Source organism: Ferrimonas balearica DSM 9799, from assembly GCF_000148645.1.
Lineage (GTDB): Bacteria > Pseudomonadota > Gammaproteobacteria > Enterobacterales > Shewanellaceae > Ferrimonas > Ferrimonas balearica.
Genome location: NC_014541.1, coordinates 137,217 through 152,445 on the forward strand (window position 1 = coordinate 137,217; position 15,229 = coordinate 152,445).

Annotated in this window: 13 protein-coding genes; 1 reads left to right on the top strand and 12 read right to left on the bottom strand. The window is 63.7% G+C overall.

All coding sequences use genetic code 11. The features are described from left to right. Positions 1 to 52: 52 nt before the first annotated feature. The gene (locus FBAL_RS00600) at positions 53 to 532 is read left to right on the top strand and encodes a Dps family protein (RefSeq protein WP_013343633.1); all 480 of its coding nucleotides are present in this window, start codon (positions 53 to 55) and stop codon (positions 530 to 532) included. On the opposite strand, the gene FBAL_RS00605 is transcribed toward FBAL_RS00600, so the two are convergent. From FBAL_RS00605 to FBAL_RS00660, 12 genes are read right to left on the bottom strand one after another with little or no spacing between them, the layout of a single operon-like run. Further along, positions 514 to 1,482, bottom strand: a complete 969-nt coding sequence (locus FBAL_RS00605) for a hypothetical protein (protein WP_013343634.1) — start codon at positions 1,480 to 1,482, stop codon at positions 514 to 516. The genes FBAL_RS00600 and FBAL_RS00605 overlap by 19 nt on opposite strands. Then, positions 1,479 to 2,894, bottom strand: coding sequence for a lipopolysaccharide biosynthesis protein (locus FBAL_RS00610; protein ID WP_013343635.1), 1,416 nt, complete (start codon positions 2,892 to 2,894; stop codon positions 1,479 to 1,481). The genes FBAL_RS00605 and FBAL_RS00610 overlap by 4 nt, the downstream gene beginning before the upstream one ends. Beyond that, on the bottom strand, positions 2,891 to 4,021 hold the full coding sequence (locus tag FBAL_RS00615; protein ID WP_013343636.1) for a hypothetical protein: 1,131 nt from the start codon (positions 4,019 to 4,021) through the stop codon (positions 2,891 to 2,893). The genes FBAL_RS00610 and FBAL_RS00615 overlap by 4 nt, the downstream gene beginning before the upstream one ends. Then, on the bottom strand, positions 4,018 to 5,196 hold the full coding sequence (locus FBAL_RS00620) for a capsular polysaccharide export protein, LipB/KpsS family (protein ID WP_013343637.1): 1,179 nt from the start codon (positions 5,194 to 5,196) through the stop codon (positions 4,018 to 4,020). Before FBAL_RS00620 ends, FBAL_RS00615 begins: the two co-directional genes overlap by 4 nt. 7 nt (positions 5,197 to 5,203) lie before the next feature. Beyond that, on the bottom strand, positions 5,204 to 6,295 hold the full coding sequence (locus tag FBAL_RS19430) for a glycosyltransferase family 4 protein (RefSeq protein WP_013343638.1): 1,092 nt from the start codon (positions 6,293 to 6,295) through the stop codon (positions 5,204 to 5,206). Next, entirely contained in the window at positions 6,295 to 8,445 is a 2,151-nt protein-coding gene (locus FBAL_RS19435; protein WP_013343639.1) for an SUMF1/EgtB/PvdO family nonheme iron enzyme, read from the bottom strand. Before FBAL_RS19435 ends, FBAL_RS19430 begins: the two co-directional genes overlap by 1 nt. Next, positions 8,442 to 9,596: a glycosyltransferase gene (locus FBAL_RS00635; RefSeq protein WP_013343640.1), complete on the bottom strand. Its 1,155-nt coding sequence runs from the start codon at positions 9,594 to 9,596 to the stop codon at positions 8,442 to 8,444. The genes FBAL_RS19435 and FBAL_RS00635 overlap by 4 nt, the downstream gene beginning before the upstream one ends. Beyond that, a complete protein-coding gene (locus FBAL_RS00640) occupies positions 9,593 to 10,963 on the bottom strand; it encodes an O-antigen ligase family protein (RefSeq protein WP_013343641.1) in 1,371 nt (456 codons plus the stop codon). The genes FBAL_RS00635 and FBAL_RS00640 overlap by 4 nt, the downstream gene beginning before the upstream one ends. A 3-nt stretch (positions 10,964 to 10,966) precedes the next feature. After that, positions 10,967 to 11,968 carry a sugar transferase gene (locus FBAL_RS19440; protein WP_013343642.1) on the bottom strand — a complete coding sequence of 334 codons (1,002 nt, stop codon included), beginning with the start codon at positions 11,966 to 11,968 and terminating at the stop codon, positions 10,967 to 10,969. Further along, on the bottom strand, positions 11,965 to 13,404 hold the full coding sequence (locus FBAL_RS00650) for a GumC family protein (RefSeq protein ID WP_013343643.1): 1,440 nt from the start codon (positions 13,402 to 13,404) through the stop codon (positions 11,965 to 11,967). The genes FBAL_RS19440 and FBAL_RS00650 overlap by 4 nt, the downstream gene beginning before the upstream one ends. After that, positions 13,404 to 14,423 carry a polysaccharide biosynthesis/export family protein gene (locus tag FBAL_RS00655; protein ID WP_013343644.1) on the bottom strand — a complete coding sequence of 340 codons (1,020 nt, stop codon included), beginning with the start codon at positions 14,421 to 14,423 and terminating at the stop codon, positions 13,404 to 13,406. Before FBAL_RS00655 ends, FBAL_RS00650 begins: the two co-directional genes overlap by 1 nt. After that, a complete protein-coding gene (locus FBAL_RS00660) occupies positions 14,410 to 15,087 on the bottom strand; it encodes a tyrosine-protein kinase family protein (RefSeq protein ID WP_013343645.1) in 678 nt (225 codons plus the stop codon). The genes FBAL_RS00655 and FBAL_RS00660 overlap by 14 nt, the downstream gene beginning before the upstream one ends. Positions 15,088 to 15,229: the final 142 nt, after the last annotated feature.

Consider the following 15,229-nt stretch of genomic DNA (forward strand, 5'->3'; position numbering starts at 1 on the left):
TGGCGGATCTATTCTGTGCCTGAGCAATGATTCTTGTAACGAGGCAACGACAATGAACACCAACCTGATTGGACTGGACAAAGTGGGCGCAGAGGCCCTGGCTGAACAACTGAACCACCTGCTGGCCAACTACCAGGTGCTGTACATGAACGTGCGCGGCTTCCACTGGAACGTGCAGGGCGCCAACTTCTTCGAGCTGCACGCCAAGTTCGAAGAGATCTACGACCAGCTGCTGCTGAAAGTGGATGAAATCGCTGAGCGCATCCTGACCCTGGGTCACCAGCCTCGTCACGGCTTCTCCGATTACCTGCGGATGAGCCAGATCGACGAAGTGAAAGGGGTGCGTGACGGCCATGTGGCGATTGAGCACATCCTCAGCGCCTACACCTTGCTGCTGAGCCAGCAACGCAAAATCCTGTCCCAGGCCAGTGAGCTGGGCGACGAGGGCACCGTTTCGCTGATGAGTGACTACATCAGCCAGCAGGAGAAAGAGTCCTGGATGCTGTCCGCCTATCAGGGCCGTGGCGCCTGAGCGTCGCCTTCGGTTGGTGTCGCTGCCTGTAACCATTGTCGGAGCGATTGACAGCCGACGGTAATGTCGATGGGTTGCGGCACCAGATAGTGACGGGCGCCAGTGAGCGGCAGGTCGTCAGGCAGGGAGACAGGGTCTCCCTGCCACTGATCCAGCGCTGCGAACTGGGCAAAGGCGTCCCGCTGCTGTTGCACCAAGGCCTGGCGCAACGCGGTTGGTGAGATTGGCTGATGTTGCCATTGCTCACCGGGGCTCAGCCAGGCCAACCGGTCCGGTCGCAATGTCAGCGCCAGTTGGCCCGGATAGAGGGTTTCCACTCCTGCCCGCCATTGGGCTTCGCCGGTACGCCGTGCTGGCCGCTCCGGTTGGCCCAGCATACCAGGCAACCAGGGGTGGCTGTGCAGGTGGTGGGCACGCAGGTAGAAGTGATCCTGCAGGCAGTAGGCCTGGCCATGAAGAAACAGGAACTTGTCCTCGGCCAGCAGCTGCCATTGCTGCTCCATCAGGCGCAACACCAGTTGGGTTTTACCCACCCGCTTGGCCCCCAGCAACATCAGGGTATGTTGCCCATTCCCCAATACCGCACCGTGCATCAATGCGCCGCCCTGGCGCGCCATCAGGATGCGTAACGCCCACAGCAGGCCAAAGTGAAGGCGGCCATAGTGGGGCGCTCTGACCAGCAGGCGGAATCCCCGTTCGGTGGCCTGAATCACCAGGCGTTTTCTGGACCGGCCCAACCAATGGGCGCCAATCTCATCAAACACCCATCCGGGACGGGATCGCAGTCGGTAGCCCGGTGCATCCAGTATCCCCAGCTCAATCTCCCAGGGGGCGGCGCTGGCATCGCCACGAAAGCGGCCAAAGCGCTCCATCAATGGCGTCAGCAGGGGTTGGGGCAGGTGGCCGGTGATGCGCACCAGGTTATGAAGATTAAGCTCGACGTTTTTCATCCATGAATCCGGTCAGGCTGGTGGGCGCGCCACCAGAACAGCGGGGCCGCCAGGGCGACCAACAGCAATTGGCAGGAGACGGTGGCCCACAGGGGCCAGTCGCCGGGCAGGGGCAGATTGTCCAGCCCGGCCCAAAGCAGCCCCATCAGGGCAAAGGGCAGCAGCAGGGCCAGTGAGCGGCTCAGCATCGGCGCATTGTCGAAGCGGCGGCAGAGGAAGCGGCCCAGCACCAGCGCCAGGGCGGCATAGCCCAGGCTGAAGCCGATGGAGACGGTTTCCAGCCTGGGCCACCACTGCATCGCCAGTGCGGTGGCAGCCACAACCAGGGGAACCACCAACCACGCAGAACGAGCTGCACTGGCCTGCCAGCGCTCCGCCACAATCAGGCCCCGGGCCGGGTAGCCCAATGCCAGAAAGAAGCTGCCGACGGCCAGCCACTGGGCGGAGTGCAGGGCCGGGCCATATTGCGGCAGGCCATATTGAATCACCGCGGGCAGCAGCAGGACCGCCGGCAGGATCAGCAGCGGCATCAGCCAGGCGCTGCGATGCATCGGACGCCAGTAGTGGCGCTGCAACCGTTGCTGCCGGTGGTTTTCCCGCTGTTGCTGCATCAGTTTGGGTTCGCTCACCTCCCGGGCGGCGCCGGGCAGGTTCATCAGTGGGCCCAGCAGCATGGTGCCGAGGGTGTAGTAACCCAGTGCTTCCAGCCCCAGCAGCGAGGACACCAGCAGTTTGTCCACCAGTCGCAGGCTGAGACTGACCAGCTCCAGCATCAGGATGGGAAAACCGAGTCGCACCTGATCAACAAACTGCTGCCACTGCCAGGGCTGGCGTTTGGCCGGGCTGCCTTGCCGGGCTGACCAGAACAGCAGCATCAGGCACAGTGGCAGAGCCAGAAACGCGCCAACCAGACCCAGGGTCAGCAACAGGCCGACGGTAAGGACAAACTGCAGCAGGTAGCGCCAGGCGGTGATGCGGGCCAGAACGCCAAACTGTTGCTCGCTTTTGAGCTCCGCCAGGCGGTGGTCGAAAGCCCACACCAGCAGCACAGAAGCCGCCGCGCAGACCAGACCAAACTGAGTCATGCCATCATCGGTGCCCCACACCGCATAGCCAATGATGGCGAGGGCCAGCAGCGCGTTCAGCAGCAGCGACCCCCAGTACACGCTGTTTTTCAGGCTGTCGATGCCGTCGGTCTGGCCCTGCCCCTGCAGTTGCGGCACCTGATAGCGCAGGCTGGAGCGGGCGCCCAGGTGCAGGTAGGTGCTGTAGGTGGGGAACAGGTTCAGCAGGGCGTACAGGCCCAACGCCTCCGGCCCCAGCAGCTTGGGGCGCAGAAAGGCAGTGATGACACCCAGCGCATGGCGCAGCCCCCGGCTGGCGGCCAGCTGGGCGACGGTCTTGCGACTCATGGCTGTGTCACCTCAGTGACCGGCCCAATGCCCTGGTGGTTCAGCGCAGCGAGGCGCACCTGTTTCACGCCTGCCGGCAGAGCCACCGGCCCGCGCTCGACCTCTTCGGTGTGGTCATCGAACCAGATGCGATAGCGGTTGGCGCCATCGACCGCCTGCCAGTGCAGCTGGCCCTGCTCAATGCGCGCCTCAGGGGCGACCTGAGGGGTCTGGGTGGTCAGGTCGAGCAGCCGGAACGCCTGATAGGGGATGCGGCGCAGGGTGCGCTTGTGCAACTCACCGTTCCAGTGGGCGGTGCCTTCAAATTCGGCGTACAGCTTGGGGTGGCCGCTGCCGTCGATCAGGATCATGCCGTAGCGCTGCAGGGCGCGGGCGATGATGCGTTCGGTGGCGGTCAGCTGCCAGCGGTCGAAGTCGGCCTCGCCGAGGTTGGGGTCCAGTTGCAGCCGGGCGCCCATCGGCAGGTAGTGGGGTTCGAAGCGTTTGCCGTCACTTTTGGTGGCCGGCGCGATGTGGACCGGATTGGGGTAGTTGATGCCCAGTGCGATGGCGTGATCGATATGGCCCTGACGGATCTCCCAGGGCCGCACCAGTCCAATCAGGTAAGGCACTCCAGCGCCACGGCTGATAAAGCCGCTGGGGGGGATGCCGCTCCAGCGGGTGTTGTAACGATACCCATTGACCGCTTCCCAGCTGCCGTCGGCCCGCTCCCGCGCCTGCCAGAAGCCCCACTCGTCGCCGCTGACCGGGTCCCACAGCACAATCTGGCCATCGCTGCCCTTGGCGGCGCGGGCGCCATCGGGCAGTGGCGCCTCCAGCGTGGTGCGCTTGATCAGGGTGAGGTCGCGGTTGTCGTTGGTGACCTGGGAGAACACGCCGGACAGGTGCACCGGTTTCATCGGGGTATCCGCATCGATGCGGTACACCGGCAGGGTGTACTGGTTCGGGTCGATGCCGAACACGCCGCTCATCTGGTCGAGATAGAACGCGGAGTTGCGGTCGATCTTCGGGGACTCGCCAATGGGCAGATTCCACGGGCTGTCGGGATGGTAGGGCCGCACCGCCGTGGGGTCGGCCTGAGCCAGGGTGGACACGGCCAGCAACAGAGCACCAAACACGGCTTTCATCGGGCAACCTCCGCCCGGGCCAGCAGGCGCTCGGCGTCAGCGGGCTCGATGGCACTGTCATTAAAGTAATCAATCGGGTGCAGATAACTCATCAGGTATTGGCGCAGCCGTCGCGGGGTAAAGTCAGCGTAGTGAGAGCGTCCCAGCACCCGCAGGGGTTTGTCCAGCAACATCGCTTCCAGCCCCACCGTGGAGTTGATGGTCACCACCTGGCTGGCCTGCGGCAGCAGCTGCGTCATCGGCGCCCGGCACAGGTGCCAGCCCTGTGCCGCACTTTGCTGTTGCAGCCATTGCAGGACGGTGGCGTCCGGTTCCGCCGGGTGGGGTTTGATGCACAGGGCCAGACCCGCATCCCGGGCCTGTTCGGCCGCGATGGCGATGGCCTGGCGGTTGTCGATGTCGCTGTTAAAGCACAACTGACTGTCGCTGCTGACCTGCATGGGGTAGAGCAGAAAGGGGGCGTCCGGGGGCGTGGCGCTGGCGGTGAGTGGCTGGCGTCGGGCCTGCCATTTACGCCAGGCCCGTTGCCACAGGGGCTGGTCGGCACTGAGTCCACCGAGCCAATATCCCAGCTGGTCACGCCACCATTGGGGATTAACCTGTTTGACCTGCGCGCTTTGTGGCGGTTGTTGGTGACGTTGCAGGTAGGCGCTGCGCCACGATTCGAACTGGTCGACGGGGTCCGCCAGGGCATCCAGCAGCTGTGGCTGGCGGGCGAGGCGGGAACGGGCATTCACCCCTTCCGGGTCGGCAAACAGTTTGCCGGGAAAGTTGCCCAGCTCCAGATAGAGCACCGGCAGGCGGTGGTGGCGGGCAAACGCCGTCATGGTTTGCTCAATGGTGCGGCAGCCATTCCAGATCAGCAGCGTGGTGTGCGGGTCGCAGTACTGTGTCAGGGCGAACCAGACTGCCCGCTGCAGGGCCAGCCAATGGCGGGGCCCGCGCCAATTCAGCGCCGCTTCCAGACCGACTTCAATCCCACTCTGGAGGGTGTCATCCATCGTGGCAGCACCGCGTTGCAGCCAGTGGCAGGGCACCCCATCACGGCGGGCCAGTTGTAACAGGGATAGACGACCGGTGATCAGCTGCCAGCGGTGTTCCGGCAGCGCCTGCTGCAGGCGTCGGAAGAACCGGTAGCGTTCCAGACAGTCGACATGAACCAGATACGCACTCATACAGAAACTACTCAAGGGCGGCGTGATAGGCCGCCAGGGTGTGTTGCAGCTGGGCCTGTGGGCTGAATTGCGCCAGCAATCGGGTGCGGGCGGCGTGGCCAAGAGTCGCTCCCTGTTCGGGAGCGGTCAGCAGCTGTTGGATGCCCGCTGCCAGCGCCGCGGCGTCGGGGGCCACCAGCCGGGCCTCCACGCCATCGTCAAACAGCTCGGGGATGCCGCCGACGGCGGTGGCCACCATGGGCTTGGCCAGTGCGGCGCCCTCCAGCAGGACCAGCGGAGTGCCCTCGGTGTCGGAGCTGAGCACCAGCAGATCAGAGGCCGCCATCAGTCGCTGAGTCTCGCTGTGGGGCAGGGTGCCGGTAAACACCACATCACTGCCCAGTTCGCGCCGTTGGGTCTGCAGGGTGGCCATCAGGCTGCCTTCGCCGACGACGATGCCCTGTGCCTCGGGCAGACGCGCCATCGCGTCAACAAAGCGGTCCACCCGCTTGGCGGATTCCAGTCGCGCCACCAGCAATACCCAGGGGCGTTGGGGGGCCAGCGCCAGCGAGGTGGCCAGCTCGTCCCGGTTAACCTCGAGGGTGGGAGCCGGGGCCACGGCGTTGGCCACCAGATGGATCCGCTCTGCAGCCACGCCCTGCTGGCGCAGGGCCTGCCCAATGGCATCGGACACCACGATAAGCGGCCCTTCGGGGCGCAACCAGCGACTCAGGCGGGCGTACAGCGCGCCGCGCCACTGTTGGCGATACTCGTCGGCGTACCAGGAGTTGAGTGTGGTGATGTGGGCCACACCACAGCGCTGACTGGCCCAGTGGGCCCAGAACTGACTTTGGATATTGTGGCTGTCGATCAGCGCTATCTGATGCTCGCGGCAGGCCCGGCACAGTCGGGACAGCAAGCGAGGGTCCGCTTTGTGCTGCCCCAACCCCAGCACCGGCAACCCCCGCGCTTTGGCTTCGCGGTAGACGGCGCTGTCGGTCAGGGCACCCAGCCAGGCCCGGCCCGGCGGATAGTTGGCCAACAGGCCCAGTACACGACTGCTGGCCCCGCCAAAGTGACGGGACAGGTCGAGCAGCAGAACTCGGGGCGCGTCACGCATCAGGGGCGACGCACCAGCCGGAATCCGGTAAAGAAGGCGCGGGTTTCCGGCAGGTCGTACTGACGACGCTGGCAGCTCTGGAAGCGGCCACCGGTATCCCAGCCACCGCCCCGCTCCACCCGGTGGGTGTCGGCGCTAAGGAAGTGGTACTCGTTGTCGCCGATAAACAGCGGATTATGGCGTCGATGGGCCTGGTAACCGGCCTTATCGTAGACGTCCAGTGTCCACTCCCAGACGTGGCTGTTCAGGCCCGACAGGCCGAGAGCGTTGTTCGGTAACGCGCTGACCGGCATATGGATCGCCTCACCGGTTTTGACCTTTGCCGGGTTGGAGGGCAGCTCATCCGCGGCGGCGGCCACCTCGTCGTTGCCGAAGTTGGTGTTCTGGCCGCCGTTGCGACAGGCGTATTCAAATTCGGCCTCGGTGGGCAGGCGGAACTCATACTCACTCGTGGCGTTAAGCTTGCAGGTGAAGCGTTGGGCATCGAACCAGGACACCTGCTCAACCGGGTGGTCACCGCCCAGCGCGTAGCGGGAGGGGTTGCTGGGCATCAGAGTTTGCCACTGGTCCTGGGTCAGTTCGGTTTGCGCCATCCAGAACCCATCCACACACACTTCGTGTGCCGGGGTTTCGTCTTTGGCGCAGGACTGGGACCCACTGTCACAGCCCTGGATATAGCAGCCACCCTCAACCCAGACAAAGGGTACGCCGGTGGTGGGCTCACGCCAGATCTCCCCGGCCTGGCCCGGCTGGGGCTGATGGTCCGGGCGGGCCAGATCCTGCTGGCGCACCAGTTCAAAACGGTCGCTGTCCCACTGTGACAGCGTCGCTTCACCGGCCCCGTTCAACAGGTGGCCGTTGGCGTTAAAGCTGAGGCGATGGATGGTGCCTTCGGTGGGGCGTTGCTGCAGTCGACGGCCACTGGCGGTATCCCAAACCACTAGCTGCTGGTTGCTCCAGGCGGTCGCCAGGCGCTGGCCGTCCGGGCTGAAGGCCAGAGCGGTAATGCCGTGGGCGGAGGGGTGGCTCAGGGTATGGGACTCACCCGCTTCGGTATCCAGCAGCACCAGTTCGCCGTTACCCCCGGCCACGGCCAGGAAGCGGTCATTGCTGGAGTACGCCATATCGTTGATGCGCCCGTGCAGCAGTTTTTGCTCAGACACCTTAGTGCGGGTGGCCAGGTTCCACAGGCTCAGGTTGCCGCCGATGTCACCCAGTGCCAGACGTCGACCATTGTGGTTGGCGGTCAGTGCACTCAGCGGCAGGGCCCCCTCGGTATCGAGTTTGTGCTGGCGGGCGTCGGTCAGATCCCACAGGGCGGCGCTGTGATCATGGCTGGCGCTGAACAGCCATTTGCCGTCCTGGCTGAAGGTGATGTCGACCACGGTGTCGTCGTGGCCATAGCGGGTGTTGATCAGGTCACCGGTGGCGAGGTCCCATAAGCGGACAGTGCCATCCAGATGACCACTGGCGGCGAGGCGCCCATTGGGGGAGATGGCGGAGGCCATCACCGGGCTGTCATTCACTTCGGTGGTGTATTGGGGACAGCCTTCGGCCAGTTGCCACAGGGCCAGGCGCCCGCTGGGGTCGGAAGCCAGGGCAAGACCGCCGTCCGGTGAGAAGCTGGTGGCCGGGCCGACAGCGGGTTGGCCACCCTGCGCGCCAAGGGCATAAAGCGCAGCCAGGGTGATCTCCACCCGGCGGTTTGCCGCCATGCCACGGGCGCTGTCGTTGCTTTGCAGCGGCTGGGTTTCGCCAAAGTAGCGGGACTCAATGCGGATGTGCTGTTCCGGCATCAGGCTCGTCAGAAACTGCGCGACCGATTGGGCCCGACGCTGCGACAACCCCAGGTTGTACTCTTCAGCCCCGGCGCTGTCAGTGTGGCCGCTGATGGCCAGTGCCATCTGACCGTCCAGCATCGGCGCCAGTTTAGCGGCCAGCTGGGTCAATGCCTGTTGATCGGCTTGCGACAGGGTGGCGCTGTCGGTATCAAAGTGCACGTTCAGGGTGATCTGCTGGCGTTGTCCCGAGATCAGCGCATCGGTGTCCGCCTGCCATTGTCCGGCGAGCGGGGCTGCCTGGGCACCGGCGACCAGCATCAGGCTGGCGGCCAGCAGGCTCAGTCGGGGCCATCGAGGGGTGCTAGTCACTGATCATTCTCCTTTGCAGTGTGCGCTGAGCCTTTTTCCGGCTCCCACTTTGGGGCGGCTCGGCCGGTGATAAAGTCGAACCAACCCAGCAGCATGCCGATGTTGGCCAAAATAAAATAGGTTGCCTGCTCCGCCACTCGTTGCAATGCACGGGGCCCGAGCCAGGGATGGAGCGCGGCCAGGCCATAACCGGCCAGTTGCAGGACCAACAGCAGTGCCGCGATGGGGTGAGTTGGCGCCAGCAAAGCGCTGCCCAGCAGCAGGCCCAGCAGGGCCAGAGGCAGCAGGCGACGCCCCACCTTGTTGATCCAGAGTCCGGTGGCCACCTGGCCGTAACGCCAGGGGTTGAGCAAGCGGCGATGGTGGCGCAGTCCATTCAGGCTGGCACCGACGATCCGCCTGCGGCGGGGGATCTCCTGCGCCATGCGATGGACCGGCAGCGGCACCCGGGCAATGGCGCCGGGAGCAAACACAAAGCGCTGTCGCTGGGCAATCACGCTGAGGGCGGCGTACAGGTCATCGGTTACGGCGGCGGGAATCGGCTGGTAGAGCCGACGCCAGAGCGCGTAAAGCTTACCGTCGTTGCTGGTCAGGCTGCCCCGGGCGCTCTCCCCCAGTTTGATGCGGCTGTCCCAGTCGATGTAGTCGGACTGGGCCTGGGCCAATGCTGAGCTGCCCTGAACCCGGCGCTGTCCGCACACGCCGCCGATGCCGGGCTGGCACAGCGGGGAAATAAGGGCACACAGGGCATTGTCATCCAGCAGGGCGTCCACATCGGAGAACACCAATACCTCGCCACTGGCCTGTTCTGCCAGGGCATTAAGTCCGGCAATTTTGCCGTGGTGCTCGGTGCTGCGCAGCAGGGTGGTCGCGGGCCAGCGCGCCACCCGTTCGGCGGTGTCGTCGCTGGACCCATCGTCGTACACCAGCACCTGCGGTGTCGGCCCGGGATAGTGAAGGCCAAAGGTGTTGGCCAGCTTGGCGTCGATGCGGTCTGCGCCGTTTCGTACCACGATAAGGACCGACAGGCTGGGCCAGGTGGTGGGGGCCGGTATCGTTTGCGGGGCATGACGACTTTGGCGCAGGCACCAGAGCGGATAGCCCAGCAATACCAGAACCAGCAGAGCGAGGCTGAGCGACAGCAGCATCATTCGGCACGCTCCGCATCCCGGCGCAGCAGGGCCGCCACCGGCAGGATCAACAGCCAGTACTTATGGTGGGTGTCACTGAAGATCATCAGGTAGGCCAGCAGGGTCAGGAACATGATGCGATAGCTGGCCACCAGATCAGCCTGGGCCCACTGGCCCAGCGACTGCCAGCGTCGTTCGCTGAAACGCAGGTCCTGCCAGCCCCGGTACTGGATGGCGAGGAACAGGGCAAAGCCGATCAGACCTGACCCTACCAGCACCTCCATATAACTGTTGTGGGCGAAACGACGATCGCTTTTGCCCTCGCGGCTGAACTCTTTGGCCTCGTCCGAGCGCACATAGCGTTCCGGGAAGGTGCCCGGGCCATGGCCCAGCAGTGGGGCATCGGCCAGGCTGTCCCAGCCCACCACCAGATAGGAGGCCCGTCGGCTCAGGGATTTGTCACCGCTGTCGGTGATGCTGAGCTGACGCTCCCAGAAGCTTTGGGGCAGGGTCATCATGGTGGCTGCCCCGCCCAGTGCGACCAGCGCGATCACCACCCCCAGCAGGCGCACCTGCAGGCGATGGCGGTAGTGCCAGACCAGTTGGGCGGTACAGATCATCAGCATCAGTACGGCGCCACGGGAGTAGGTGGACGCCACGGCCAGCAACGACACGATGATCAGGGCGACGTAGAGGGATTTCTGTCGTTTCAGGGGGCTGTACAGCACCCGATGCACCAGCAGGGGCAGACCAAACAGCAGCATCAGGCCCATGTTGTTGGGGTCGCGGGTGCCGCCCAGGCCGCGGCTGATGTCGCCCTTCTGCGCGGCCAGCCCCTCCAGCCCCAGCGCTGAGCCCAGCAGGGCCAGCAGGGCGCCGATGCCGATGCTGACGATCAGCACATTGGGCAGGTGGCGGTAGAGGTCCTCACGTCGCAGCAGAAACAGTGGCAGGGCGATAAACACGCACCCGGCCAGCCACAACAGCAGGTCTTTGACGGCGACACTGCCATAGGGGCTGAACACCACGGACACCAGATTGACCGCCAGAAACAGCGCAAACAGAGGCCAGAACCGGGCGCGGGCATCGGACAGCTGGCGGCGGCGCACCAGCAGGTCGATGGCGATGATGACGATCAACAGCGCGGCCACCAGCCAGGCGATGTCGATGCGGTCGCCGAGGATTTTTCGGTAGGCCCCGAAGGGGATGGTGGCCACCATCAGCAGAAAGCCCCAGTGGGGTGACCGCGCGACCACCAGTGACAGCAGCAGGGCAAAGGCGGGCACCCAGGCGGCCCAATAATAGGGGGTGACCAGCATCCCCAGTGTGGCCAGCAGCAACCCGGTCAGGAGTGTGGTGAGAACCAGATTGTTGCCCAGTCTGCCCATGGTTCAGCTCATAAAGTATTTGCTGAGGAAGTAACGGTTCAGCGGCGTGGCTTCGGCAATGCGCACCAGATAACAGTGGGGCTCTTCCGGCGTGCTGCGGGCGCTGATCACGGTGCCGCGCACCCGGCACAGCTTGGTGCGGAAACGGGCCTTGCGGATAAAGTGGGTGCGCAGAACCAGCTCCAGCTCGGCCTCAGGGTTCTCCAGCGGATGGGACAGGGCGATCAACATGGCATCGTAAGTGATGTTGACGATGTGGCCCTGCACCGGCGGCTGACACTGGATATGGACTTTGGCGTAGCGTGGCTTATGGCGGCGGGTATGGCGCCGCTCGCTCCACTGTTGGCCGAACATGACACGGCCGCCGGTGATCTTCAGCAGGCGCCAGCAGTGGCGCACCAGACGCTGGGTCAGCACCAGGCTGGCCTGGAAGAAGAACAGCAGGTCGGAGTGCAGTCGACGGCGGTTGATGTAGACGTTGTCGATAAAGCTGCGGATGCGCTTATCGGTGCCGTGGGGGGTAAACAGCTGGGAGTAACCCAGCATGCCCGGGGCGACCCGAAAACGGTGGTCGTAAAACGGGATCTCGCGGCACATGGTTTCGTACACCGCTGGCCGTTCCGGGCGCGGGCCAATCAGCGCCATATCGCCTTTGATCACGCACAGCACCTGGGGCAGTTCATCCAGATGGGTATCGCGCAGGAACTTACCAAAAGGGGTTTCCAGCTGCTGGCTTGGCTTGAGCAGGTTGGCCCCGATGATCGCTTCGGCATTGGGCACCAAGGTGCGGAACTTATACAGCGTGAACAGCTTACGATCTTTGCCCAGACGGGTGCCGCGGTAAAACACCGGGCCGCCATCCTGCAGCTTGATGATCAGGGCAAACACCAGGCCCATGGGCAGGGCGCACAGCAGCATCAGCCAGGCGGCTGTCAGCTCCAGCGTTCGGCTCCAGCGCTGTTTGGGAAACAGCGCACTGATGGAACGGGACACAATCTGACTCATCGATGACCTTTGGCAGTGGGCTGAGGGGCGGCATCGATCTGCGGAATCGACAGCAGGGTCGGCAGACCGAGGTGGCGCTCGGAGTCCTCGGCACGCTTAAAGCTGTGGTCGAAGAACTCGTTGATAAAGCCGATGCAGACACCGGTGATCAATGCCACCAGCAAGCCCAGCGGCAGCATGGTTTTCCAGCGCGGGAACAGGGGCTCCAGCTGAGCCTCCGGCGGCACCAGTACCACCACCTGAGCATTGAGGTGTTCGTCGCTGAATCGACTCTGGATCTGGGCCTGTTCGCGGCGCTTGTAGAAGGTTTCGTAGGAGAAGCCCAGCAGCTTAATCTCCTGGTCCAGCCGCTCCATCTGCAGCTTCACTTGCTGCAGTTCGACGTTGCGCTGGCTCAGGGTCAGCATCTTCTGGTTCAGGCTGTTGATGTCGGCGCGCAACAGCGCCACCTGATCAGCCAGTTCCTGCTGCAGGGTGCCGATCTCGTCACGCAGGATTTGGTAGGTCTGCTCAATCTGGTGATCCAGCGCCTCGGCCGGTGGCGATTCCGGCAGATACACCTGTTCCAGCTCGGTTTGACGGGCCACCAGCATCTGGATCTCAGTGGTCAACTTCTGCACCGTGACATTATCGATAAAGGAGAAGTAGTGCAGGGCATTCTCGTTCAGCGCCTGGGTCAGCTTCTGCTCACGGTGATTAAGGCTCTGCGCTTCCTGCTCCAGTCGGCTGTGCTGCAGCTTCAGTTCGCGAAGCAGCGTCAGATTCTGCTCGATCTCCTGAGCGGGCGCGGCCGCCTGGTGGGTCTCGATCAGCGCCATCTTCTCAGCCCGGCGTTGCTGCAGCTGACTGCTGTAGTCTTCGGTCTGCTGGGTAAACAGGTCACGCAGGGTGTCCGGCTCAAACACCGTGCTGCGGTAGGACAGGTAGCTGTTGATCACCGCCGTCAGCAGGGCATTGCCCTCTTCCGGATCAGACCAGGCCAGGCTGATCCGGATCACCTTGGAGGAGGGCACCACTTGCGTGGTCAGCTTGGCTTCCAGGCCACGGGTGGCTTTAACCAGATCGGCTTCCTCTTCCGGCGCCTGCCACAGCCCCTGCTCAACCATCTTGTTCACCGCGCGGCGCAGTACCGCCTGCGAGGTGATGATGGCGACTTCGGAGTTCAGGTCATCCTCGTTGACCGGGTTGACCCGCAACATGGTCTCTTCCAGCATCTCCGGTGACGTCTCCACCTGCTTGGACTTGAGCAGCACGGTGGAGTCGATCTGGTAAACCGAGGGCCAGAACAGCAGCACCGCCAGTACGGCGAGGAACACCAGCGCCGCGACCCGCTGGATCAGCCATTTCTGCATAAACAGGATGGTGACCAGCTCCCGCAACGGGTTCTCGGTGCCCTGGGCATTTCGCTCCCAGGAAGCGTTGCTCACGTTCTGCATCAGTTGTCACTCGGTCGGAAGCTGAAGCCCCAGCCGCGGTACAGCAGCAATACATCAGCAAGCTGACGCATCACCGCGGAGGCGGTGGCCAGGGAGGTGCTTGGGACGTACACCACGTCGTCGGGCATCAGGTAGAAGTGGCTGCTGCCGGCGCCCAGCTGCAGCGCGCTGTCCAGATCAACCCGGGTGCCCACCAGTTTCTTGCCCTGGCGTCGTACCACGACAATGTGGTCGAGGCGCGCGGACTGACTGTGGCTGCCGGCCATGGCCAGCGCCTGTGCCACCGAGGTGGGTTTGCTGATCTTGATGGCGCCGGGCTTGCCGACTTCACCCAGGACGTAGATCTGGGATCCGGCGTGTTTCTCCAGGAACAGGTCCACGTGCAGGCTGTTGCTGATCTTGCTGTAGTTATCGTTCAGCTCAGCGTTGACCTGCTGGATGGTGCGGTCAGCCACGTACAGGTCACCCACCATCGGGAAGGTAACGAAGCCATCCGGGCGCACGGTGACCAGACGGCTCAAACCACGTGAGGCGGTGTGCAGGTCCTTTTTCAGCTCGCGGATCTGGGTCAGATACTCCGGCAGAGTGACGTAGATCTGCGGGTCGCGCAGGATGGTGCTGTAGGCGGCACGCAGCTCGGCAGTCAGCTCGTCGGTGGTCTTGTTGTAGACGTTGACGGCGCCGATGTAGGGCAGGGCGACGGTGCCATCGGGCAGGATTTTCTGCTCCTGATCCAGCTCCGGCGCATTCACAAAGCGGACAGACACGGTATCGCCCAGCGAGATGCGGTAGGCCTTCTCCCGGGACCAGGTCTGGATCTGGAACAGCACGTCGAGCTGGTCGCCCGGTACGATGCGGTACTGAGAGAGGATCTGGAACTCCGGCTCGGTAAAGGAGAAGGTGTCCTGAGACAGGGTGACCTCTTCGCCGATCGGAAAGTCATTGGTGGCACAGCCCGACATTACAAACAGTGTCAGGGCCGCCAACAGGGTGCGGAACAAAGCGTTAGAACTTGCCATAGAGACGGCCCGGTACGTAGTAGCGACGTTGATTCATCACGGTGCCGATGACGTGACCACCGGCGCTGTTGAGGCGCTCCAGCGCCACTTGAGCCACCTGCCATTTGGTGACCTCGCACTGCAGCACCAGCAAGGTGGCTGCAACATGTTGGTGGATGGCCTGGGTTTCCGGGGTATCCAGCACCGCAGGGCCGTCGACAACCACCACCTCATACTGAGCCAGCAGTGCCTGCCAACGGGCTTTCAGCGACTCACTGCTCTGTTGCCAGAGGGTGCGGGGCCCCTCGCCCCAGGGCATCACATCAAGGCGTTCAAATTCCGATGGGTGGGGTTGGGCGCTGTCATCACCCAGCAGGTATTGCCCCAACCCTTTGCTGCCGTCCAACTGAAACAGGCGCGCTAGTGGGCTGGTGGCGGCATCCGCACTGACCAGCAGCACTTTCGAAGCACTGTGTTGCGACAGGGCGTAAGCCAGGGCAATGGCGGTGGTGGTTTTGCCCTCGCCCCGACGGGCGCTGGTGACCAGTAACGAATCGGGCAGGGCGCCCTTTTCCGGCTGAAACAGATTGCCACGCAATGGCGCAAGTTGGCGCTGGCTGGCAAACAGGATTCGGCGCGCGTCGTCCGTGAGTACCCCGGATGACTCAGCTATAGCATTCGGCATCTTGCGTCCTTTCGGTCGGCGAGTTTGGTTCACTCCAACGAATGATCTCGCCTGTCATTTAGTTCTGCGCGCCATTCTACCATGTTGAAAAACATCAACAAAATCGCACGTGCTGTAAGAGATTTGCTACTCGGGTGGCAAA

Coding starts and splice junctions, on each gene's coding strand:
- FBAL_RS00610 (WP_013343635.1), bottom strand. CDS start 2,894: ATGAGTCGCAAGACCGTCGCCCAGCTGGCCGCCAGCCGGGGGCTGCGC.
- FBAL_RS00650 (WP_013343643.1), bottom strand. CDS start 13,404: ATGCAGAACGTGAGCAACGCTTCCTGGGAGCGAAATGCCCAGGGCACC.
- FBAL_RS00620 (WP_013343637.1), bottom strand. CDS start 5,196: ATGAGTGCGTATCTGGTTCATGTCGACTGTCTGGAACGCTACCGGTTC.
- FBAL_RS00655 (WP_013343644.1), bottom strand. CDS start 14,423: ATGGCAAGTTCTAACGCTTTGTTCCGCACCCTGTTGGCGGCCCTGACA.
- FBAL_RS00660 (WP_013343645.1), bottom strand. CDS start 15,087: ATGCCGAATGCTATAGCTGAGTCATCCGGGGTACTCACGGACGACGCG.
- FBAL_RS00640 (WP_013343641.1), bottom strand. CDS start 10,963: ATGGGCAGACTGGGCAACAATCTGGTTCTCACCACACTCCTGACCGGG.
- FBAL_RS19440 (WP_013343642.1), bottom strand. CDS start 11,968: ATGAGTCAGATTGTGTCCCGTTCCATCAGTGCGCTGTTTCCCAAACAG.
- FBAL_RS19430 (WP_013343638.1), bottom strand. CDS start 6,295: ATGCGTGACGCGCCCCGAGTTCTGCTGCTCGACCTGTCCCGTCACTTT.
- FBAL_RS00600 (WP_013343633.1), top strand. CDS start 53: ATGAACACCAACCTGATTGGACTGGACAAAGTGGGCGCAGAGGCCCTG.
- FBAL_RS00615 (WP_013343636.1), bottom strand. CDS start 4,021: ATGAAAGCCGTGTTTGGTGCTCTGTTGCTGGCCGTGTCCACCCTGGCT.
- FBAL_RS00635 (WP_013343640.1), bottom strand. CDS start 9,596: ATGATGCTGCTGTCGCTCAGCCTCGCTCTGCTGGTTCTGGTATTGCTG.
- FBAL_RS00605 (WP_013343634.1), bottom strand. CDS start 1,482: ATGAAAAACGTCGAGCTTAATCTTCATAACCTGGTGCGCATCACCGGC.